Raw genomic sequence first — 21949 nt, 5'->3', positions numbered from 1 at the left:
ATATCGTATCATGCAGATATGGAGGTGATTACATGAAAGACAACAAAATCACATCCGACCTGCTGCGAGGCCATACAGACACGATGATTTTACGACTTTTATCCGAAGCCGACCGCTACGGTTATGAAATTGTCAAGCTGATTGTCGAGCGTTCGGGCGGTGAGTATGAATTAAAGGAAGCCACGATGTACTCCAGCGTACGGCGGCTTGAAGGTGACGGTAATATCGAGTGGTATTGGGGCGGTGAAACGCAGGGCGGACGGCGCAAGTATTTTCGGATGACCGAGAAGGGCAAGGCAACTTATGAACGCAATAAACGCAACTGGAGGTACGCCAAGCGCGTGCTTGAAAACTTAGTATAAGGAGAGATGATGGGATGAACGAGAAATTGACGAACTATCTGAACGAGGTTTTTGCTGCATACGAAGGGGTGAGAAGCGTCAGCGAATTAAAGGCCGACCTGCACTCCGATCTGCAGGAGCGGTTCCGTGAGCTGAAAGCCGAGGGCAAGGACGACGAAACGGCTTTGGAGATGACCATCGACAGTATCGGGGACATTGAGCAAACCGTACTGGAGGTGGCAAACCTTTCCCGTTCGCTGGAGCGGCAGGTGCTGACCAACCTCAGCGCGAGCAACTTGGCCGAAAGCGACTTTGCGGGCGTTACCGCACATAAGGGGAAATTCACATCAAGCACGCTCCGAGGCTCCGACTTCACGAATGCGGACTTGACCGGCAGTTCATTTAAGAGCAGCGATGTGAAGGATGCCCGTTTCGACGGCGCAAACCTGACCGACTGCAACCTGACCACCCTGGACCTTGCCAATGCAAGCTTTAACCAATCCACTCTTGTACGAACGAACTTCAGCAAGTCGTGGCTGGCCGGAGCCACATTCACAGGCGTCCATCTGACCGACGTTAACCTGACGATGACCGCTCTCACAAAAACCGTCTTTGAGAATTGTGTATTCGACGGGGTGGACTTCACATCTTCCGATCTGACAGGGCAGCGTTTCGACGGTCAAATCTTCATTGGCGTCAAGTTCGACAGAGCCGGGTTGAAAGAAGTTTCGTTCAAGGGCGCTACGCTCAAAAATGTGTCTTTTCAAGGGTCGTTGTTGTCCAAGAAATATTACCGCGCCATTAAAACGATCTGCTTTGACGGGGCAACGATGGATAAGTTGACCTTTGCCGCACTCAAGGGCATGGATGCCGATTTATCAAAAGTTACGGTGATCTGAAAAGGAGGAGAAGATATGCCAAACAAGTCGATTCAAGTCAAAGGACTGCAAAAATCCTACAAGCAGCAGCAAGTTCTAAAAGGTGTGGATTTTGAGGTGGATCAGGGAAGCATTTTCGCCCTGCTTGGCTCCAACGGGGCGGGTAAGACGACAACCGTAAAAATCCTTACCACGCTGCTTAAGCCTGACGGCGGAACCGCCACCGTCAACGGATTCGATGTCGCCTCAAAGCCCGACCATGTACGGCAGTCGATCAGTTTGACCGGTCAGTTTGCCGCCGTGGACGAAAATTTGACCGGGCAGGAAAATCTCATTATGATCGCCAAGCTGCGGCATCTTGCAGCTCCGCGTGTGGTCGCCCGCGATCTGCTTATGCACTTCGGCTTAACGGATGCCGCGAACCGGAGAGTATCTGCTTATTCGGGAGGGATGCGCCGCAGGCTCGACCTCGCCATGAGCCTGATCGGAAAACCGCAGATCATTTTCCTTGATGAGCCGACGACCGGGCTTGATCCCGAGGCGCGCATCGAGGTATGGAAGATCGTCAAGGAGCTGTCGGGCGGCGGCACGACCGTATTCCTGACCACGCAGTACCTGGAGGAAGCCGAACAGCTTGCCGATCGAATCGCCATTCTGCATGAGGGCAAGATTATCGCGGGCGGCACGCTCGCGGAGCTGAAAAAGCTGTTCCCGCCTGCAAAGGTGGAGTACGTTGAAAAACAGCCTTCATTGGAAGACATATTTCTTGCCATCGTTGGCAAAAAGGAGGAAAAGTAAATGGAAGCGGTAAAGAAGCATTACTTCAGCGATATGGGTGTGATGCTGGGACGTTCCATGCGCCATATTTTCCGCAGCTGGGACACCATCATCACGGTCACGATCATGCCGATCGCATTTATGCTGCTGTTCGTTTACGTGTTCGGAGGCGCCATTCAAACCGGCACGGATAACTATGTAAATTATTTGCTGCCAGGCATTTTGCTGATTGCCATTGCAAGCGGAATTTCTTATACGGCTTATCGCCTGTTCATCGATGTGCAGCGGGGTATATTCGAGCGGTTCCACTCCATGCCGATTGCCCGTTCCACCATGCTGTGGGGACATGTGATCAGCTCGCTGGTGTCCAATGCCATATCGGTGGTCGTTATCATACTCGTTGCGCTCTTAATGGGCTTTCGTTCGCCGGCAGGGCTGCTGCCATGGCTTGCTGTAGCCGGCATACTGATGCTGTTTACACTGGCGTTAACGTGGGTCGCGGCGATTGCCGGGTTGTCCGCCAAATCCGTAGATGGCGCAAGCGCCTTTTCCTACCCGATTATCTTCCTGCCGTTTATCAGCTCCGCGTTTGTGCCGACCGATTCGATGCCCCGGGTCGTTCGCGCCTTTGCCGACAACCAGCCGGTGACCTCGATTGTGGAAGCGATCCGTTCGCTGCTGTCAGGTCAGCCTGTGGGCAATGATATCTGGGTCGCTCTTGCATGGTGCGTCGGAATCATGCTCGTGGCATATGTTTTTGCAATGAGGGCGTATAAGAAACGGGTGTGATATCCGTAAACCCTCGCTTATCTCAAGCTGCTGCCTACCTCCCGGCTTTGTTTGTCCCCGCCCTATTTGGGGTAAAAAGTGTAAATAAACAAAAGCTGCCGTTCTAGACGGATAATGCACCATGATCAGGGAATATTAGGCAGTGGACATGAAGACAGCGGGGTGAATGTGCAATGAAGGAAATACCGGAGCAGCACGTTAAGCTGCATGGGTTTAACAACCTGACGAAGTCGCTCAGCTTTAATATGTACGATATCTGCTATACGCGGACCAAAGAAGAGCGCGAGGCTTACCTGGAATACATCGATGAGCAGTATAATGCGGAGCGTCTGACGACGATTCTGAAGACGGTGTCGGATATTATCGGGGCTCACGTGCTGAATATAGCCAAACAGGATTACGTGCCGCAGGGGGCGAGCGTGACGATTCTCGTCTCCGAAGGGCCGGTGGTGGAGGTTCCGCAGGAATCCTATTCCGAATCGCCCGGACCGCTGCCGGACTCAGTCGTCATGGCCTTGGATAAAAGCCATATTACGGTTCATACGTATCCGGAGTTCCATCCGGACGAGGGCATCAGCACCTTCCGGGCCGATATCGACGTATCGACCTGCGGGGAGATTTCGCCGCTGAAGGCGCTGAACTATCTCATTCATTCTTTTGACACGGATATTATGACCATCGACTACCGGGTTCGCGGATTTACGCGCGATATTAACGGCCATAAGCTGTTCATCGACCACGATATCAATTCGATCCAGAACTATATCCCGGATGAGGTGAAGGATATGTACGACATGATCGACGTGAACGTGTATCAGGAGCATATCTTTCATACGAAATGCAAGCTGCGGGAATTTGACCTGGACAATTACTTGTTCGGCTATACGAAGGATACGCTGAGCGAGAGCGAGCAGGAAGAAATCACGGAGCGGATTACACTGGAAATGGACGAGATTTATTACGGCAAAAACTTGGTGTGAGGCAGAAGAACCTGGTGCGGAAGTGATGAAGTTAAATTCGATAAGGCGATGAAGTCATGAAAGAGAATAAAAGCCTAACTACACTGGCAATAAGGCGCTGTGCTCACATATAGGGGTACGGCGCTTTTATTTTGCTGGCGGCAGTTATTTCAAAATGCTGATCAAGATGGAGATCACCGCAAACAGGGCGATACCGGACATAAAAAAGTAGCCGAAGTACCGGATCGGGGCGGGGAGCTGGTCCATATTGACCTTTTTGGGCGGGCCGCCGCCTTCGATGGTTTGTATGTTTCTGAGCTGCTCATCAACATAACTTTCATGATCAAGGGTCGCAGCGGTTTCGCTCGCGGGCTGCGTTTCGTGAACTGCGGGCTTTCCTTGCGGACTGGCGGAACGGGTTCGGTTGGGGTCCATGGGGGTCAGCTCCTTTTTTGTTTAAAATTACATTTAATTTCCATTATTGTAACATACGGGAGATGGAAAAGCATCTTCAGCCGGATCGTAAAAAAAGACTGAATCTGTGGGAAAGCCACGTGGATCCAGTCTTTTTTAGTAAAAGAGTGCCCGTTGAGAAATTCATGATTGGTCACAAGGGAGCATCTCGTTGCCGCGATGCGGATTAAACCTTTTATGGCTGAGATGTGCCAGACTCGGCGCCTGCCGGATCGGGCTTGCTTGGCTCGGATGAGTCAGGATCAGCGCTTCCTGGATTGGACGTGTCTGAATCGGACGAACCTGAGGCGGTATCACCCGAAACGGCCGGGTCCGGATTAGACGGTTCAGGATCCGTGCTGCCCGGAACGGAACCCGGATCGGTCGAATCCGACTCGGCTGGACCGGTCTCTTCGCTTATGCTGTTAACCGGTTTGGGGACGTAAGGTTTGACGACCAGAAGGGAGGCGGCAGCTGTCTGTCCGTTATATTCGGCCTTAATACTCGTCAGGCCCGGTGCCAGCCCGATAATATTACCCTCTTCGTCAATTGATGCGATCTCAGGGTTTTCGATTGAAAACCGGGTCTCTTTGGTCACCGGAAGGACGGTGCCATCCGGTTTTTTCAACAAAGCGACGATATCAATCATGTCGTTTACCGTTACGGAATACTCGCTGTCATCCAGGAAAAATTCACCTTCGCCGGGCTGCTCGCCTTGAGATACGAGCTTAAACTTCGTGAGCTGAAGATAAGCGGAGGACTCGATACTGTTTAAATATACAAACCCGCCGTCTTGAAGAAGGGCTGCATGATTGAAATTTCCCGTATACCCGGGGATCTCCTGGCGAAGGACATCCACGGTTTTCCCTTCGGCGTTAAGCTTCAGGATCACATGGTCATCGCTCGTTTGATCCTTGCCGAAGACCAGATAACCATCGTCTACCCGGTTCATTTGCAAGAACGAAATATCGTCCAATTCCCGCGAGGAATCGGTTAATCTCAGGTTCCACAGCGTATTTCCGGAACGGTCGATTTCCCAGAGGCCTTCGGCATTCAGCATAATATAGCCCTTCCCGTCGGCCGAGGGCATGATCTGCTTGTAATCCAGCCTCCCCCAGTCCGAAGTCTCTTTCATACGTTTGGATATCAGTTTTCCGGAAGCATTATATTTGACCAACAAAGGATAGTATGTAGAGGAATCATAGTATCTGCCTACCACCCAAAAACCGCCGTCCGAAGTCTCGGCAGCAGCGTTGAAAACTTGACCATCCCTAAAATCGATCGGTCCGCCCCCGCTGTAACGAAATGTATGGTCCCATCGCAGATTGCCGTCTTTGTCCGTTTCGAAGACGTAGGCAGGAGCCGTATCGGAGCGGTTATAGGTGGAGGACGTCACGATAAAACCGCCGTCGCTCGTTTCTTGGACGCTGTTGACCGGATTTTCGAAGACGGTGCTGTAGGCCCGGCTCCATTCCACTTGTCCCGTGGATGACAACTTAAGGAGGTATGCGCGATATAGAGGCCCGCCATCGGAACGGTCATCAAGGCCTGCACCAATGATATATCCTCCGTCCCGGGTCTGTTGAATGTCGTACCCGTGATACGCTTCCGTGACGTAATGTTCGTCGAAAAAGTCCGTCTCCCACTCGGTGCCGCCGCTTGCATCCGTTTTGATCACATGAAGACTGGTGGGACCAAAGGTACGGCTCGTGAGGTCGCTGAGCATGACAAAGCCGCCATCGGCCGTCGGTGCCACATGATCCGGCGTATTGTAGTTCGCGGGATCCCCGTACAATTGGGTCCATTCCGCTTCTAGCTGAGAAGAGCTCATGCCCGCATAACTTGTAGCCGTCTGGCTCCCCCATAGACAAATTCCTGTCACCAAAGCCATCAACATCATCGCCGGTTTGCGCAAGGCTGTCGTCAATCTGCAACACTCCTTTAGCATTGGTAATATCATCAAATTCTATTGTGCGTTAGGAGCTGGCGGCCCAACAGGTGCGCTGTAACCATTCTGCATATGAGGTTTGTCTTATTTTCAAGTTAGCCGGCAACAGCTGCATCGGAAGTTCAAAATCTACCTTGGAAACAGAAAATAGCTGCAAAAATGCAGCTATTGTGGCCATTCTTACCTGTTATTCAGCGATCCTGTTTAGATGATTTTTCTCCGTACCCATCCCGAAATAAGATCCGTCAGGATGACCAGGACGATGATCCCCAGCAAAATGATGCCCACCCGGTTCCAGTTGCGCACCTGCAGCGCGAAAATCAGCGGGGTGCCGATGCCTCCGGCACCGACCAGACCGAGGGTCGTGGCGGAGCGGATGTTAATCTCGAACCGGTACAGTGAGTAGGAAAGGAACTGCGGGATGACCTGCGGCAGCACCGCATACCGAAGCACCTGCAGCCGGTTCGCACCGGACGCGATCAGGGCCTCCTGCGGCCCGCGGTCGATGCTCTCGATCGTCTCCGAATAGAGCTTGCCCAGCATGCCGACGGAATGGATGCCCAGGGCCAGAACGCCCGCAAAAGAGCCGGGACCGACGGCCTTGATAAACAGGATCGCCACGATGATCTCCGGGAACACCCGGATGACGCTCAGAACCAGCTTGCCGGTGCCGGACAGCGCAAGTCCGCGGCTCATATTGCTGGAAGCCCAGAAGGCGAACGGAATGCAGACGACGGCAGCGACGACGGTGCCGAGGACGGAGATGACGAGCGTATCGAGCAGCCCGCGCAGCAGATCCTCTCCGTCCGGAATATACACAAAAGACCAATCCGGATGCAGGAAGCCGGTCAGGATGGACTTGGAGACGGTGCCCGCCGTCCCTTGAATCCCTTCAAAGTGCATCCCCTGTATGGACCACCAGTAGACGGCAATCACCACCAGCGTGACCAGTCCGAAACGGATGCGTGAGCGAAGTGCCGAGCCGGCTGACACCGGCGTGCCGGACGGCGGCAAAGATGTGTTACGGTTCATAATAATCTCCTCCGAATCAGCGCGCTGCCGTAATCGATGATCAGAACGATGACGAGGGTCAGCAGAATGATGATGCAGGCGCGGTCATACCGGAACAAGCCGAGGGAGCGGTCGAGCAGGAGGCCGATACCGCCCGCCCCGACAAGCCCGAGCACGGCGGCTGCGCGCACGTTCACCTCAAACGTATACAGCAGGTACGACATAAAATAGGGCAGGGCCTGCGGGATGACGGAATACCGGATGATCTGCAGCCGGTTTCCGCCGACGGCTGACATCGCCTCCAGCGGCCCCGGGTCGATCGCTTCGATCGCCTCGAACGTCAGCTTGGCGATAATGCCGAAGGAGAAAAAGACGAGCGCAAGCATCCCTGCAAACGGGCCGATGCCGAACACGGCGACGAATATGGCCGCGAACAGCAGGTCCGGAATGGTGCGGACGAGGTTCAGCACCATCCGTACCGGCAGCGAGACGAAGCGGCTGACGCGCAGGTTGGACGCGGACAGCAGCGCTACCGGAATCGCCAGCAGCCCGCCGAGGGAGGTGCCGAGCACGGCGATCTGCACGGTTTCCATCATCGGGGCCCATATCGTGGGCAGGTAGCTCCAATCCGGCGGGAACATTTCCGCCAGGAGGCCGCCCATCTGCGGCAGGCCGGTGATGAGCTGGTAAGGGGTGACCTCGGTGCGGATGGAGCAGGCGATGAGGATTGCGATCAGGACGATCCACCCCGCGTACCGCTTGTATTTCGGCGGCGGCGCGATCCCGGGCAGCGAGGCTGGCTGCAGCGGCCCTGCCTGAGGCGCCGCCTTCATGACACGCCTCCCAGCAGCTCGTCTTTGAGGACCGGCCGCCCATAAATTCCGGCCAGCACCTCGTCTGTTGCCTCCTCCGGGGTACCGTCGAAAACGACCTCGCCGGCGCGCAGCCCGATGATCCGGGTCGCATACTCCCGGGCCAGGTCGATAAAATGAAGGTTGATCACGGTCGTAATGTTCATCTCGCGATTGATCCTCTTCAGGTCGTCCATGACCTGGCGGGTAGTAAGCGGGTCCAGCGAGGCGACGGGCTCGTCCGCGAGAATGACCCGGGCCTCCTGCGCGAGCGCGCGGGCGATCGAGACGCGCTGCTGCTGGCCGCCGGACAGCTGGTCGGCGCGGACGTAGGCTTTTTCACGGATGTTGACGCGGTTCAGAGCCTCGAGCGCGATGGCGACATCCGGCTTCGGGAACCAGCCCAGCATCGTCCGCAACGTCGAATGGTAGCCGACCCGCCCGGACAGCACGTTGCTGAGCACGTTCTGGCGCTTGATCAGGTTGAAGTTCTGGAATACCATGCCGATGTCGCGGCGGATCAGCCGAAGCTGACGGCCGGCCGCGCGGGTGACGGACTGTCCGCCGACGCGGATTTCCCCGGAGGAAATTTCGTTCAGCCGGTTAATGCTGCGCAAAAAGGTGGACTTGCCCGCGCCGGACAGGCCGACGATGACGACAAGCTCTCCTTCCTTGATGGTCAGATTAATGTCGCGAAGCCCGACCGTTCCGTTGGGGTACACTTTGGAGACGTGATCGAATTCAATCATGAGATTCCAACTTTCTGTCGTATTTTCAGATAAAACGGGAAAACAACACCGCCATGAAGCCATTGGACGGTGCTGCCCGGTTCATTGTATCTACATTGAAATGCTTGAATTTACTTGATTTCCTGCCCGACGGCTTCGGCGTATTCGCGAACCGGATCGAAGTTTTTGTCATCGCCTTTCGCATAGCCGACATGCGTGTAAATGTCTTTGATGATTTGTGCGCCTTCCGCATCGTTCGTAATGTCGATGAACGCTTGGCTGATTTTATCTCTCCAGCTTTGGTCCATGTCGTTGCGCACGCTGACCGTATCGTTGGGGATTTTGGCCGTATAGTGAAGGACGCGGGTCTTTTCGAAGACGTCCGGAACGTCCTTTTTCACCGTGTTGCGCGCATCCTGGAATACCGCGACAGCATCAACCTGACCGTTCAGGAGCGCCATAATGGCGGCATCATGCCCTTTGATCGTCACGCCCTGGACATCCTTGTCCGGGTCGATGCCTTCCTTCTTCAGCTCAGCCGCAGGAAACACGTAGCCGGCGGAGGAAGTGACGTCCTGCCATCCGATCTTTTTGCCTTTCAAGTCCTGAAGGCTTTGGATCGGCGAATCCTTTTTCACAACGATCATCGCTTTGTAGAAGTCGACCTTGTCCGTGGTGTCTTCACCGGTATCGTCTTTAATGCCGTAGCGCTGCGCCTGAAGCAGCAGGTCGGCGGCTTTCTTTTTGTCGTGGGCCAGCACGTAAGCGTTCGGCGGGAGGAAGCCGACGTCCACCTGCTTGGAAGCCATCGCTTCCACGATCGTGTTATAGTCCGGGGAAACCGTGACATGAACCGGAATGCCGAGACGATCGCCGAGGAGCTTTTCCAGCGGCTTCGTTTTGGCCTCCAGGGTGTCGACGTTTTGGGATGGAACGAACTGCACGTTCAGTTCTTTGGGCACATAAGCCGTAGCAGTCGCTTCCGCCGTACCCGAGGCCGATGAGGCGGCCGTGCTGCCCGAGTCGCTGCCGCTGGTTTTAGACCCGCATGCCGCTAAACTGGCAGCCAGGGCCAAGGTCATGCTGATGGATAATACTTTTTTAAACATGGATGATCCCCTCTCCACTTGATTCATCTATTTGGCCAGAAGCGGGTTTAACCCCGTCTGACAGGAAAGAGCTTATCACACGTTTCAGGGGACAAGGGTTAACGGAGAAGATGTCTTTTGTAAACGAATGTAAAAATTTAGTACTTCGGAACGGAGGGTCCGGCGTTTTTCTAAGGCGAAAGGTCTACTTCCAATAAGTAGAAACAAGTCCGAGAGGGCGTTTACGTGGAATTAATGTTTTTCCGTTATACTGGAAAACAGGAAGTGCCGGCTTGTTTCAAGCCGGTCGGGAGGAGAGGAGACATCGATGAATATAGTGAACGGGATGATCCCCGATAACAATACAACGGTCAACCTGCGGATTCTGTCGACGACGGACGTGCATGCCTGCCTGATGGATTACGATTATTACCGGGATCAACCGGATCCCTCCATCGGGCTGGTGCGGACAGCCGCCTTGATTGCAAGCGCGCGGGATGAGGTGCCGAACACGCTGCTCGTGGATAATGGAGACTTGATTCAGGGAACGCCGCTTGGAACGTATGCCGCTAAAAAATATGCCGCTAAGAAGCAAGGGAAAGGGCCGTACGTTCACCCCGCAATCCGGGTCATGAATGCGATGGGTTATGACGCCGCAACTTTGGGCAACCATGAATTCAACTATGGACTCGACATGCTGGACGACGTCATTGCCGGAGCGGATTTTCCCTATGTCAACGCGAACGTGTATTTCGATGAAGGCCTGGGCCTTGAGCCTGAGGAATGCGGCCGGAACAGGTATAAGCCGTATGTCATTTTGGATAAAAGATGCCTGGACGATGCCGGGCAGGCCCATGATATCCGGATCGGGCTCATCGGCTTCGTGCCGCCGCAAATCATGGACTGGGACCAGGCGAACCTTGAAGGCCGGGTGAAGGTGAAGGACATCCTGCTGTCGGCGCTGGAATGGGTTCCGAAGATGAAGGAGGAAGGCGCGGATCTGGTCGTGGCGCTGGCTCATACGGGCTTCGACGGCAAGGTGGCGCTGACGGACGGCAATGCCGAGAACGCGGTATATCCGCTCAGTTTGGTGCCTGGCATTGATGCGCTGACCTTTTCCCATACGCATCATGTATTTCCTGCGGATAGGCATCTGCTGGATGCTTCCTTTAAGGATGAGAGCGGTGAACTCCTGCCGGACATCAATCTGAAAAAAGGTACGATTCACGGCATTCCGGCCGTACAGGCCGGGTTCGGCGGGGGGCATTTGGGCGTGATCGACCTGTCGCTTCAATTTCGGCAGGGGAGATGGCAGGTCGTGCAGGGGACATCAATGGTCCGCCGTTTGGAAAAAGAGGAGAATGCGGAACGTGGCACGCCGCTTCGGGACACAGGGATCGCCGAGCTCCTCCGGCAGGACCATGAGGCGACCGTCGCCTATGCCAATGAGCCGATCGGTACCATTCACGCTCCGCTGCACAGCTATTTTTCCTTGGTGCAGGATGACGCCTCTGTTCAGCTCGTCAACCATGCCCAGACGTGGTACGCCCGGCAGATGATTGCAGCTTCCATGCCGGAGCTGCAGCAGCTGCCGGTATTGTCTGTGGGCTCGCCGTTTAAAGCGGGGCGCAACGGTCCCAAGGAATATGCGGATATTCCGGCCGGGCCGATTGCGATTAAAAGCGCGACGGAGCTGTATTTGTATGACAATACGATCAAAGGGGTGCGGATTTCCGGCCGGGCCGTCAAGGAGTGGCTGGAAATGACCGCGGGAGCGTACAATCGCATCGATCCGCTGTCCTCGGAGGAACAGCCGCTGCTTAACCCGCAGTTTTCCGTGTTTAATTTCGACGTGATCAGCGGCATCACGTACGAGGTCGACGTAACGCAGCCGGCCAAATATAAGCTGGACGGCAGCCTGAACGACCCGGATGCCAGCAGGATCGTTCATCTGTGTTACGAAGGGGCTCCCCTGGATCCGGATCAGGAGTTCATCGTGATTTCGAGCAACTACCGGGTCTTTGGCGGCGGCAATTTTCCCGGGATCCGGGAGATGGAGCTGGTCATCGATTCCGAGGATGAATGCCGGCAGGTGCTGATTGACTACATTACGGCATGCGGCGAAATTCCGGCTGAGGCGAAGCCGAACTGGCGCTTCACACCGGTGGAAGGCCCGGTGAACGTCACATTTACGACATCGCCTGACGCGGTGAAATATGCCGGAGATTACCCGCACATCCGATATACCGGGCGGCAGAACGATCAAGGCTTCGGCATTTTCAGCCTGGATCTGGGGCGGCAGTCGCCGGAGCGGGAGACGGAGGCACGGAATGCGGGAAAGATTGGTTTAAAGGGATAAATCCCCTGACGATCCGGAATGCCCAATATATAATGATAGGATAACCGGCATTCAAGGAGGGAATCGTACATGGCAGCTCATTCCATTCAGCAGCCTGCCGTTATCGTAATTACCGGCATTATGGCGAGCGGCAAATCGACGGTAGCGCAGCTGCTCGCCGAGCGGCTCGACAAGTCCGTGCATCTTCGCGGCGACCTGTTTCGGAGAATGATCGTGAACGACCGGAAGGAGGTCGAGCCGGACGCTTCCGAAGAGGAGCTGGGCCAGCTGCTGCTTCGGTACCGGCTTGCCGCGCAGGCGGCGGATACGTACGCCGGGTCCGGGTTTACGGTCGTGGTGCAGGACGTCATCGTCGGCCGGGTGCTGGAAGATTTTTTGTCCTTCCTGCAGAGCCGTCCGGTATATTTGGTGGTGCTGTGTCCCAGCTCTGAGGAAGTGGAGCGGCGAGAAGCGCAGCGGGCCAAAAAGGGCTACGGGGCCTGGACGGTGGACGCCTTAAACCGCGTGCTGCATGATGAAACGCCCCGGCTCGGTTTGTGGCTGGATTCCTCCAGCTTGACGCCGGGGGAGACGGTGGACAAGATCATGTCCGGCATAGCAGAAGCCAAGATTCGTTAAATAACGGCAGGGTATGACATCGCTATTGAGGGGAGAGTCCCAGGCATAAGCCTAAAGGTCTCTCTTTTTTTGCGCCAAAATGAGGACTGCGGCACTGCCCGCCCTTCCGCTTCCTCATATAAAATCCAAGGTAGGGAAGGGTTTCCTTAACAACTACGGTGCATTTGCACAGCTGTCCCATATTTTACATAATCCGCAACAAACCATAATAAAGGGATGTTAACCTGAGGAAGCCGCAATCATAATTGCCGGAATGTAAAGGAGGAGTTCGCAAGATGGACAACCCGTATTTCGTCCGCAGGAAAAAGCTCACAGGTCTATTTCTGGCATGGCTGCTGCTGCTGTCCGCCGCCTTGGGATACATGCCCGCACAGGCTGCGGCTGCGGTTCCGCTCACGGTGGCCGAAGCTCTTGCCAAAAACAACAGTGGAGAAACCGCGACCGTTGAAGGCTACATCGTCGGTGAGATGTACAATTCCAAACCGATTTATTCGGGCTTTCAGGACGATTTTAACGTGTTGATTGCCGATACACCCGGGGAGAAGACACAGAGCAACATGATCGATGTCCAGATCTCGGCTTCCTACCGCTCCCAGTACGGACTGAAGACGAACCCCGACAACGTGGGGAAAAAACTGACCGTTACCGGGCAATTGGCCGCGTACAGCGGCATGGCCGGAATCAAAAGCCCGACAGCGATGTCCCTGGACGGGGAGTCCGGAGAAAATCCCGGCGGAGGCACGCCGAACCCGGCGGATCCGGGCAGCGAAAATATCGGCGTTCCGACAACGCTGCCGGATGGCACGGGGAAAAAGGTGCTGTTCGACGAAACGCACGGTCAGACGGCCGGAGCTTCGGACTGGGTCATTGACGGCGCATTTTCGGACTTTGCCGACGGGCTGAGGGAAGCGGGCTTCCAAGTGGATGCGCTGCAAAGAACGCTGCCGATGGACTCACACGCTTTTGACACGCCGGCCATTACGCTGAGCAAGCTGAAGCAATACGACGTTTTTATTATCGGCGAAGCGAACATCCCGTTTAAGGCGTCCGAGCAGGCTGCCATGCTGACGTATGTCAAGGAAGGCGGCAGTATATTTTTCATCTCCGACCACTACAATTCCGACCGGAACCTGAACCGCTGGGATTCCTCGGAAGTGATGAACGGCTACCGGCGCGGAGCATTTGGTAATCCGACCAAGGGCATGTCCACCGCCGAAGCGGCATCGGGCGCGATGCAGGACGTGACCAGCACGGACTGGCTTGGCCAGAACTTCGGCGTGCGTTTCCGCTTCAATTCGGTTGGGGACGTTACCAAAACCGACGCGGTGAAATATGATCAGTCTTTCGGTATTACCGCAGGCGTTAATGATGTAGAGATGCACAGCGGCTCCACGCTGACGATTCTGGATCCGACCCGTGTCAAGGGCGTTGTCTACCTCCCGGAAAATGTGCCGGGCTGGGGCAATGCCGTAGAAAACAGCGACAAGGCGAACTTCCCGAACGGAGGCGTCTATAAAAACGGTGGCATCGCCGAAGGACCGTTCGCTGCCATTTCCAAGCTGGAAAAAGGAAAAGCTGCATTCATCGGCGACTCCTCGCCGGTCGAGGACCCCACGCCGGGATATGTCCGCGAGGACAACGGCGGCAAGAAAACGACTTATGACGGCTTCAAGGGGGAAGCCCAGGACGCCGTCTTCCTCGTCCAGACGGTAAAATGGCTGGCGGTTCATGAAGATTACGCAACATTCGAAAATCAGGGCATTACGCTTGATGCGCCGACGCCGCTGCTCGGCAAGCTGGAAGAACCGGCCACATCGGCCGAAATTCCGGGAACCGAGCCGTGGACGACGCCGGCCGCAGGGTACAAATGGTATGATCCGACGACGTACAAAGCCGGTTCCTATGGAGCCGGCGGTACGCCGCCGGTCGTTACCATACCCGATTTGACGACCATCGCGGAAGCGCGTAAAGCGGCGGACAACGATAACGTTACGGTGCAGGGCGTCGTCACGTCGGAGCCCGGGATTTTCGGCGGCTCGGGATTTTACATGCAGGACGGCACCGGCGGTGTCTATGTGTATCCGAGCAAAGCGACAGGCTACCATGTGGGGGATAAGGTCAAGCTGACCGCCCAAAAGCTGACCTATAACACCGAGGTCGAGCTGGCCAACGAGGTCCAGGTGGCCAAGCTTGACGCCCAGGCCGATATTCCGGCTCCGGTTCCGCAGGCTGCGGCCGCGGTCAATGACAGCAATCAGGGGCAGCTGATCACGATTAAAAACGCGGCGGTGCAAAACTACGCCACCGTCACGGGCTCCCTGGAATTCGATCTCGTCAGCGGCGGCACGACGAACCATGTCCGTGTCGACAGCCGGACGGGCATCAGCGCAGATGCGCTGAAGCAGGCCTATCCGGCAGGAACGGCCGTCGATATTACCGGGATCTCTTCGATCTTTAAAGGCGCTTACCAGTTGAAGCTTCTGAAAGAAAGCGACATCCGTCCGGCTGGGGCTGCCGGAGGCAATCACGCTCCGGCGTTTGCCGACGTGCCTGCCCAGACCGTGAAAGCCGGGCAGCAAGTGACGTTCTCGGTGTACGCCAACGATGAGGACGGAGACGCGTTAAGTTATGAGGCGGTGTCCCTGCCGGAGGGAGCGGCATTTGATGCGACTTCCGGCAAGTTCACATGGACGCCGGCAGCGGAAGGCAGCTACACGGCTTCCTTCCAAGTTCAGGACGGAAATGGTGGCAGCGATACGCTCCAGGTCAGCATTACGGTGGAAGCGGCAGGGACGCAGGCGCCGAACTCCGCCGTGCTGACCGGTCCGGCAGCGGCTTCTGCGGGAGCGCAGGTTGATTTGGGCGTAGGCATCACCAAGCCGGCGTTTGCCTTTACGGCACTGGACCTGATCGTCAAATACGATCCGGCCAAGCTGGAATTTGCGACCGTGGCGAATACGGAAGGTACGCTGGCCCTGGCCGAAGGCGCGGTGAGCTCTTCGCGCACCGGCTTTGGCGTGCTGGCCACCGGGGTGAAGCCGGAATCAGGCGAGATCCGCATCATTATGGCCAGCACCGGCCAGGAGAACGCCGTCTCGGAAGATGGGGAGCTGCTGAAGCTCCGCGGCACGCTGAAAGCCGGCGTCTCCGGAAGCGCAGCCGTGTCGGTGTCCGCCTTTAACATTTCGGCGGACGGCAATTCGAGCCCGGTGAACACGGACTCCGCTGCGCTGCAGATCCAGATCGCCACGGCTGACCGGGCGGCGCTGCTTGCCGCCATCGGCGATGCGCAGAAGCTGGCGGATCAGGCCGTCACGGGCACGGAGCCGGGGCAGTACCCGGCATCGGCGAAGACCGCGCTGCTGTCAGCGATCAGCGACGCGAAACGCGTGGCGGACGATGCCGCTGCAACGCAGAAGGCGATCGACGATGCGCTGACCGCTCTGAAAGCGGCGGTCAGCACGTTCAAGAACGCCGTCATCCCGGTTCCTTCGGTTCCGGTGGACAAGTCGGCGCTCACTTCGGCGATTGTCTCCGCGCAGAGCATCTACGACCGGGCCGTCACAGGGGATAAGGTCGGCCAATATCCGGCATTGGCCAAAGTCCAGCTGAAGGCGGCCATTACAACCGCGAATGTGGTCTACTTGGACACTGCCGCGACGCAAAACCAGGTGGATTCGGCTGCGGCTGCACTCGGCAGCGCCGTAACCACCTTCCAGAAAAAGCTGATCACGCTAGTACCGGGTGCGGTGCAGATTACGGTGCAGGATTTGTCCATCCTCGCGAAGTACTACGGCATCCAGTCGACGGACCCGAACTGGAGCCGCGTAGCTCCGGCGGACCTGTTCAGCGAAGGCGAAATTTCGATCCGTTCGCTGGCTGCGGTAGCGCAGATGATCATCGGCAGCTGGTACGCGAAGTAATGGGATAGAGAACCGGATGGTCCTCAAGCCCGGCTCATACGCAGTACCATGTCCCGCATGATTCATGCGGGGATTGTGGCCGTATCGGGATGGATATCATCCAATGGATATGGTCGTATGGAACATTAGAAATTGACTGCTTAGAAAAGGATATAATCGCAGGAGCGGTGCAGGCTGCTCCTGCGATTTTCAATTCATGGAAAGAGGGCTGGACGTATGCCACGAAAACAATCTACCCGCTATGCCGCATGGGCCGTAGCCATTTGTGTCGGACTCATCGGATCAGGAACCCCCGCAAACGCTGCGGTTTCAGAAGTACGAGCCTCTGGCAGCTCCCCGGTTATCACCGTCTCCTCGGCTGCTGCGGGAACCACCGCCGCTGCGGAAGCACCTTCCTTGTCACTGGGGGTAACCTCCAATGGCTCCAAGGTGACAGTCACGGTGACCGGCGAGCAGCTGAAGGACTTGTATGCGTATGAGCTGACGCTCAGCTTTGACCCGGCGAAGCTGGCTTACCGCACCGCTTCCTCGGGGACATCCGGCTTTTCGGTCGAACCGATTGTCCAAAACAACGAAATCCGCCTGGCTCACACCAAAGTAGGAAAAACAGCCGGAGACAGCGGCAAGCTTCAGCTCGCCGTCATTGAGTTTACGGCGCTGCAGGCGGCATCGTCTCGGGTGGCCGTGGAAAGTGCCAAATTGGTGGATTCCGCTCTCCGCTCATCCGAGATGTCCGTCAAGCCGGAAATCACGGTGCAGCCGGGCAAAGCGGAAGGAACGCCGGGCTCTTTCCGAGATATCCGCGGCCACTGGGCGGAGCAGCCAATTTTGAATGCGGTCCAGCAGGGTTGGGTCAGCGGATATCCCGACGGCACGTTTCAGCCGGGCAAGGAAGTGACCCGGGCGGAGTTCGCCAGCATGATGATGCGTGCGGTCTCCATGGGGCAGGCGGCCGGCTCGCAGGCGCTGACTTTTTCCGATGCGAAGAAGATTCCAGCCTGGGCGCTGTCTTCGGTCCAGGATGCGGTGTCGCACGGCATCATGAACGGTTATGCCGACGGAACGTTTGGGCCGAGCCGGCTCATTACCCGGGCCGAAATGGCGGCGATGACCGTCAGGGCGCTCGGTACCGGAACACCGGGCGGTGCGGGAAGTTTGAAATTTGCCGACCGCGGTCAAATTCCGGCCTGGGCCAAGCCGTATATTGCATCAGCGATAGATAAAGGAATCATGCATGGAAGAGCGGGCAGCCTGTTCGCCCCGAACGCGCATGCAACGCGGGCTGAAGCGGTGGCCGTGATCCTGTCGGTGCTTGAGCAGCGATAAGTGCTGCCGCGAGTCCGTTCAGTGCTTGCTCAGGCTCATCAATGCCAAATGTCTGTCATTTTAAATGGCTGCGGATATCCCGAAAATTGTCCATCTCCAGCCCCATATCCAAATTTTTAATCCATGGAAATAAAAAGCTATTAAAAAACTGAAACACTTTTGGATACATTTATGCTATAATGATGAAAACAATGTAAGTTGCATGAAAAAAATAAAAATAAATGAATATGGATCTTCGGGGTAAGGTGAAATTCCTGACCGGCGGTGAGCGTCCTCTTCTTATAATGAAGACGGCGTCAAGCCCGCGACTCGCAGCTTTAGCAATAAGGCGGCGACTGACCTGGTGGAAATCCAGGGCCGACGGTAAAGTCCGGATGGGAGAAGATCAAAGAATAGGCGTGTGCGAAATTTTGACATTTCCGCAAGCTTATTTGATCAACCCCCGATGTGTCGATTGATGTCGATCTCGGGGGTTTTCCAATGTTGACTCCGTATTCAGGGATAGGGGAACTGGAGTATGGAAAATGTAAGCAGCAATATCAAGGTCCGGCCCGCGGCAAGCGGGAAGGCCGAACGCAGCAAATCCGGCTTTTGGCTGGTCGTGCTGGGCGCAGCATTGTGGGGAGCGGATCCGCTGTTCCGGATCATTTTGCTCAAAGAACATATGACGGCAACGCAGATCGTGCTCATCGAGCATATTTTGCTGGTGCTGTTCGTCGCACCAATGCTGTGGAAACATCGGGGCGAGTTGAAAGGCCTGAAACTGCGCCATATCGGCGCGCTGCTCTTCCTGTCGTGGGGCGGCTCGGCGATTGCAACCATACTGTTTACGCAGGGTCTGTCTTCCGGGAACTTGAACGCGGTCGTTCTGCTGCAGAAGCTGCAGCCGATCTTCGCCATTCTTATGGCCAAACTGCTGCTGCGTGAGAAGCTTCCGAAGCATTTCACCTGGCTGTTCATCGTGGCGCTGGCCGGAACGTATTTGCTGACCTTCGGCTTCACGTTTCCGTTCGGGCATGTAAATGATTTCGTCAAGGTCGGCAGCTTGTTCTCGCTGGGTGCCGCAGCACTGTGGGGCGGTTCCACAGTCATGGGTCGTCTGATGGTCGGAAAAATGGAGTATGAGACGGTGACTTCGCTGCGTTTCATCCTGGCGCTGCCTTTGCTGATCGGGATTACCATCAATCAGGGAGATCCTTGGCAGGTGCATACCGACGGGGGAACGCTGGCTGCGGTGTCGATCAACATGTTGGGGCAGGCGCTTCTGCCGGGGCTGTTCAGCTTGATGGTGTACTATAAAGGGCTGACGACGACGAAAGCATCGGTGGCGACACTGGCGGAACTGAGCTTCCCGATGGTGAGCGTGCTGATCAACTGGATCGTATTTCATCAGGCTGTGACGCTGACGCAGGCACTTGGATTTATCCTGATCTGGGCGGCGCTGTTCGCGATTTCCCGCAAGAGCGCGGCTTAAAGCTTACAAGCAGCCAGTCCAGGATTTGAAGACGCAATTTGATATAGGTTTGAAAAGCGGTTCCTGCTGATGGCAGGGACCGTTTTTTATTTGGAAGGGAAGGGCAAACGTGCGAAGGATTTCAGTAACTTTTTTTTAGCACATTTAAAAAATAAATCAGTCATCATTTCCAAGCGATCCCTCATACATTTTACGGAAAGCGCTTGCAGAACACGTTTTAGCCGCATGCGTCCGTCAGCCCCTCCGTACTTTTTCGTGAAGGGGTATGCGGTTTCCTCGGAATGAAGAGGTTTGGTTTCTTCGGATCCATGGGGCACGAACCTTCCGATCTGAAGACGTGAAATCTGCATCACGCTTGCATGTATATAAAATGAGCTAAAGGCGAACTGCTGTCCCTGTCTTTAGTTCAATTTATGTAGATGTGAATTGGAGGAAATGGGGGAGTTTACATGAAGCTGAAATTAGCTTCCAAGCCGCTCATGGCCCTTTTCGTGGCGGCGACCGTGATGATCGCGGGCTGCCAGACCGTGCAGCCGCCTTCCGCAACGGGAACGACAACGCCGCCGGCGCAAGGGGAAAACAAGCCGGCCGATCAGGGAGAAAAAGCAACGGAGCCCGCGACGACCGAGCCCGCGGCGAACCAGCCGGCAACGAGCGGAGACGCCAAAGAAACGCCGAGAAATGAAACCCTCTACATTAACGGAATTCAATGGGGGCCGCCATCCAACTTCAACCTGCTAAGCGGCAATCCGGCCTTCCCGATCAACTATGGTAACTCGAGAGAGCTGGTCTACGAGACACTGTTTATGATCAATCAGCTGGACGGCAAGCTGGAGCCGCTGCTCGGCACCAAATACGAGTGGACCGACGACATGACATTGCATATCGAGCTGAATAAGGACGCCAAATGGAGCGACGGCAAGCCGTTTACGTCCGATGACGTCGTGTACACCTACCAGCTCGGCAAAAAATATGACATCAACTGGAGCAACTACTGGGCGTACATTGCGGATGTCACAGCGGACGGTCCGAATGCGGTCAAGATCACGCTGAACAAAGACAATCCGAACCGTCTGACGGTGCTTGACAGCATCGAGCTGATCCCGATGATGCCCAAGCATATCTGGGAAGAAATCGAGAAGAAATCGAACAACGACCTGGCGACGATCCGCAAGGAAGTCAACGCCAATCCGGTAGCCACCGGCCCTTACAAAATCTACTTCTACAACGACCAGAAAATCACGATCGTGCGCGACGACAATTACTGGGGCAAGTCGCTCTTCGGCAAGCTGCCTGCTCCGAAATATATTACGCACGTCATCTACAAGGATAACGCCGCCGGCGATTTGGCCTTCAAGAGCGGACAGGTGGACGTCTCCCAGCAGTTCATCCCGCAGGTATGGAACATGTGGAAGAACGGCGCTCCGATCAAGACCTATCTGAAAGACGCGCCTTATTATGTGCCGGGCTCTATGCCGTCGATCTTCTTTAATTTCTCGAAAAAAGGGCTGGATAACCCGGACGTCCGCCGCGCGATCGCGATGAGCATCGATTACAAGAAAATTTCCGACCTCGCGATGAGCGGCTACTCCGCCGCGATGCAGCCGTCCCTGACGCTGAACACAGACGCGGAGTCCAAATACGTCGATCAGGCAGCGATCAAATCGCTGCAGTGGACGACCGACGTCAAGGCGGCCAACGAGCTGCTCGACAGCATCGGCGCCAAAAAAGGCAAGGATGGCATTCGCGTGCTGAACGGTACCCGCCTCGGACCATTTGAAGTGGAATGCCCGTACGGCTGGTCCGACTGGAATGCGGCGCTGGAGATCGTGGCCCAGAGCGCCAAAGCGATCGGCATCGAAATCCGCACGAAGTTCCCGGAAGCGCCGGTATGGACTAACGACCTGCAAACCGGCAAGTTCGACATCATCATGAACACGCCTGCGGGCGGCGTCAATCCGAGCCAGCCGTGGAGCAGAGCGCATGACATCATGTATTCCAAGGAAGTGGCTCCGCTCGGCGAAATGGCGTTCTGGAACTGGGGCCGTTACAAAAACGATAAAGCCGACCAAATTATCGACAAAATTCCGAGCGTCACCGATCAGGCCGAACTCAAAACCTTGTACACGGATTTGACGAAAATCTGGCTGACCGACATTCCGTCCATTCCGCTCATGTACCGTCCGTGGGTGTTCCATACGGTCAATGAATCGGTATGGAAAGGCTTCCCCGTCGACGGAGACGGAAGCAACATTCCTCCGCAAATCGCCATGGACGGGGCGGGCATCCGGGCGCTGTACCAGATCCACAACTAAGCCCAAGGAAGCGGCCTGCATGGGAGGCTCCCGGCACTGCCGGAGCGCCATGCGGGCCCTCTTTTCCAAGACGCATCCACCGCCGATCCAAAGATCAAGGGAGGGACCTTC

General features: G+C 55.8%; 17 protein-coding genes and 1 riboswitch. Of the genes, 11 read left to right on the top strand and 6 right to left on the bottom strand.

The genetic code is table 11. The features are described from left to right. The first annotated feature begins 32 nt into the window (after nt 1-32). The 5 genes from ABID47_RS27955 to speD all read left to right on the top strand — a co-directional run bounded on the left by ABID47_RS27955 (nt 33) and on the right by speD (nt 3765). Nucleotides 33-362, top strand: coding sequence for a PadR family transcriptional regulator (locus ABID47_RS27955; RefSeq protein ID WP_354501726.1), 330 nt, complete (start codon nt 33-35; stop codon nt 360-362). Nucleotides 363-376: 14 nt separating this feature from the next. Then, the gene (locus ABID47_RS27950) at nt 377-1240 is read left to right on the top strand and encodes a pentapeptide repeat-containing protein (RefSeq protein ID WP_105444994.1); all 864 of its coding nucleotides are present in this window, start codon (nt 377-379) and stop codon (nt 1238-1240) included. A gap of 15 nt (nt 1241-1255) precedes the next feature. Next, nucleotides 1256-2017: an ABC transporter ATP-binding protein gene (locus ABID47_RS27945; protein WP_354501722.1), complete on the top strand. Its 762-nt coding sequence runs from the start codon at nt 1256-1258 to the stop codon at nt 2015-2017. Continuing rightward, a complete protein-coding gene (locus tag ABID47_RS27940) occupies nt 2018-2785 on the top strand; it encodes an ABC transporter permease (protein WP_116234019.1) in 768 nt (255 codons plus the stop codon). Nucleotides 2786-2958: 173 nt separating this feature from the next. Next, complete coding sequence (speD, locus tag ABID47_RS27935) at nt 2959-3765, top strand: adenosylmethionine decarboxylase (RefSeq protein ID WP_354501719.1); 807 nt, start codon at nt 2959-2961, stop codon at nt 3763-3765. Between the two features lie 144 nt (nt 3766-3909). Here the strand turns inward: speD and ABID47_RS27930 are convergent, their stop codons facing one another. From ABID47_RS27930 to ABID47_RS27905, 6 genes are all read right to left on the bottom strand, one after another. Further along, nucleotides 3910-4179, bottom strand: coding sequence for a hypothetical protein (locus ABID47_RS27930; protein WP_354501717.1), 270 nt, complete (start codon nt 4177-4179; stop codon nt 3910-3912). A gap of 214 nt (nt 4180-4393) precedes the next feature. Then, nucleotides 4394-6124 (bottom strand): hypothetical protein, encoded by a 1731-nt coding sequence (locus tag ABID47_RS27925; protein WP_354501714.1) that lies wholly within the window; start codon nt 6122-6124, stop codon nt 4394-4396. Nucleotides 6125-6349: 225 nt separating this feature from the next. Beyond that, nucleotides 6350-7177: a phosphonate ABC transporter, permease protein PhnE gene (gene phnE, locus ABID47_RS27920; protein WP_251678948.1), complete on the bottom strand. Its 828-nt coding sequence runs from the start codon at nt 7175-7177 to the stop codon at nt 6350-6352. Then, on the bottom strand, nt 7174-7989 hold the full coding sequence (phnE, locus tag ABID47_RS27915; RefSeq protein ID WP_354501711.1) for a phosphonate ABC transporter, permease protein PhnE: 816 nt from the start codon (nt 7987-7989) through the stop codon (nt 7174-7176). Before phnE (ABID47_RS27915) ends, phnE (ABID47_RS27920) begins: the two co-directional genes overlap by 4 nt. After that, on the bottom strand, nt 7986-8756 hold the full coding sequence (gene phnC, locus ABID47_RS27910) for a phosphonate ABC transporter ATP-binding protein (RefSeq protein ID WP_354501708.1): 771 nt from the start codon (nt 8754-8756) through the stop codon (nt 7986-7988). Before phnC ends, phnE (ABID47_RS27915) begins: the two co-directional genes overlap by 4 nt. Nucleotides 8757-8866: 110 nt before the next feature. Then, nucleotides 8867-9844 (bottom strand): phosphate/phosphite/phosphonate ABC transporter substrate-binding protein, encoded by a 978-nt coding sequence (locus ABID47_RS27905; RefSeq protein WP_354501705.1) that lies wholly within the window; start codon nt 9842-9844, stop codon nt 8867-8869. A 307-nt stretch (nt 9845-10151) separates the two neighbouring features. Here ABID47_RS27905 and ABID47_RS27900 point away from each other — a divergent pair, with 307 nt between their 5' ends. From ABID47_RS27900 to ABID47_RS27875, 6 genes are all read left to right on the top strand, one after another. Beyond that, entirely contained in the window at nt 10152-12182 is a 2031-nt protein-coding gene (locus ABID47_RS27900; protein WP_354501702.1) for a bifunctional 2',3'-cyclic-nucleotide 2'-phosphodiesterase/3'-nucleotidase, read from the top strand. Between the two features lie 69 nt (nt 12183-12251). Beyond that, nucleotides 12252-12800: an AAA family ATPase gene (locus tag ABID47_RS27895; RefSeq protein ID WP_354501699.1), complete on the top strand. Its 549-nt coding sequence runs from the start codon at nt 12252-12254 to the stop codon at nt 12798-12800. Nucleotides 12801-13075: 275 nt separating this feature from the next. Further along, entirely contained in the window at nt 13076-16723 is a 3648-nt protein-coding gene (locus ABID47_RS27890) for a DUF6359 domain-containing protein (RefSeq protein ID WP_354501696.1), read from the top strand. A 216-nt stretch (nt 16724-16939) separates the two neighbouring features. After that, nucleotides 16940-18049 carry an S-layer homology domain-containing protein gene (locus ABID47_RS27885; RefSeq protein ID WP_354501693.1) on the top strand — a complete coding sequence of 370 codons (1110 nt, stop codon included), beginning with the start codon at nt 16940-16942 and terminating at the stop codon, nt 18047-18049. A 227-nt stretch (nt 18050-18276) separates the two neighbouring features. Beyond that, a riboswitch (FMN riboswitch) is annotated at nt 18277-18439 on the top strand. A 127-nt stretch (nt 18440-18566) separates the two neighbouring features. Beyond that, nucleotides 18567-19523, top strand: coding sequence for a DMT family transporter (locus ABID47_RS27880; RefSeq protein WP_354501690.1), 957 nt, complete (start codon nt 18567-18569; stop codon nt 19521-19523). Between the two features lie 449 nt (nt 19524-19972). Beyond that, entirely contained in the window at nt 19973-21838 is a 1866-nt protein-coding gene (locus ABID47_RS27875) for an ABC transporter substrate-binding protein (protein WP_354501687.1), read from the top strand. Nucleotides 21839-21949 lie beyond the last annotated feature (111 nt).

It is taken from the genome of Paenibacillus favisporus, assembly GCF_040545415.1.
GTDB lineage: Bacteria > Bacillota > Bacilli > Paenibacillales > Paenibacillaceae > Paenibacillus_AQ > Paenibacillus_AQ favisporus.
This window is presented reverse-complemented; position numbering and strand designations above follow the sequence as displayed.

Bases quoted from the DNA above. Each gene is read 5' to 3' on its own strand.
- ABID47_RS27955 (WP_354501726.1), top strand. From the start codon at position 33: ATGAAAGACAACAAAATCACATCCGACCTGCTGCGAGGCCATACAGAC.
- ABID47_RS27950 (WP_105444994.1), top strand. From the start codon at position 377: ATGAACGAGAAATTGACGAACTATCTGAACGAGGTTTTTGCTGCATAC.
- ABID47_RS27945 (WP_354501722.1), top strand. From the start codon at position 1,256: ATGCCAAACAAGTCGATTCAAGTCAAAGGACTGCAAAAATCCTACAAG.
- ABID47_RS27940 (WP_116234019.1), top strand. From the start codon at position 2,018: ATGGAAGCGGTAAAGAAGCATTACTTCAGCGATATGGGTGTGATGCTG.
- speD (WP_354501719.1), top strand. From the start codon at position 2,959: ATGAAGGAAATACCGGAGCAGCACGTTAAGCTGCATGGGTTTAACAAC.
- ABID47_RS27930 (WP_354501717.1), bottom strand. From the start codon at position 4,179: ATGGACCCCAACCGAACCCGTTCCGCCAGTCCGCAAGGAAAGCCCGCA.
- phnE (WP_251678948.1), bottom strand. From the start codon at position 7,177: ATGAACCGTAACACATCTTTGCCGCCGTCCGGCACGCCGGTGTCAGCC.
- phnE (WP_354501711.1), bottom strand. From the start codon at position 7,989: ATGAAGGCGGCGCCTCAGGCAGGGCCGCTGCAGCCAGCCTCGCTGCCC.
- phnC (WP_354501708.1), bottom strand. From the start codon at position 8,756: ATGATTGAATTCGATCACGTCTCCAAAGTGTACCCCAACGGAACGGTC.
- ABID47_RS27905 (WP_354501705.1), bottom strand. From the start codon at position 9,844: ATGTTTAAAAAAGTATTATCCATCAGCATGACCTTGGCCCTGGCTGCC.
- ABID47_RS27900 (WP_354501702.1), top strand. From the start codon at position 10,152: ATGAATATAGTGAACGGGATGATCCCCGATAACAATACAACGGTCAAC.
- ABID47_RS27895 (WP_354501699.1), top strand. From the start codon at position 12,252: ATGGCAGCTCATTCCATTCAGCAGCCTGCCGTTATCGTAATTACCGGC.
- ABID47_RS27890 (WP_354501696.1), top strand. From the start codon at position 13,076: ATGGACAACCCGTATTTCGTCCGCAGGAAAAAGCTCACAGGTCTATTT.
- ABID47_RS27885 (WP_354501693.1), top strand. From the start codon at position 16,940: ATGCCACGAAAACAATCTACCCGCTATGCCGCATGGGCCGTAGCCATT.
- ABID47_RS27880 (WP_354501690.1), top strand. From the start codon at position 18,567: ATGGAAAATGTAAGCAGCAATATCAAGGTCCGGCCCGCGGCAAGCGGG.
- ABID47_RS27875 (WP_354501687.1), top strand. From the start codon at position 19,973: ATGAAGCTGAAATTAGCTTCCAAGCCGCTCATGGCCCTTTTCGTGGCG.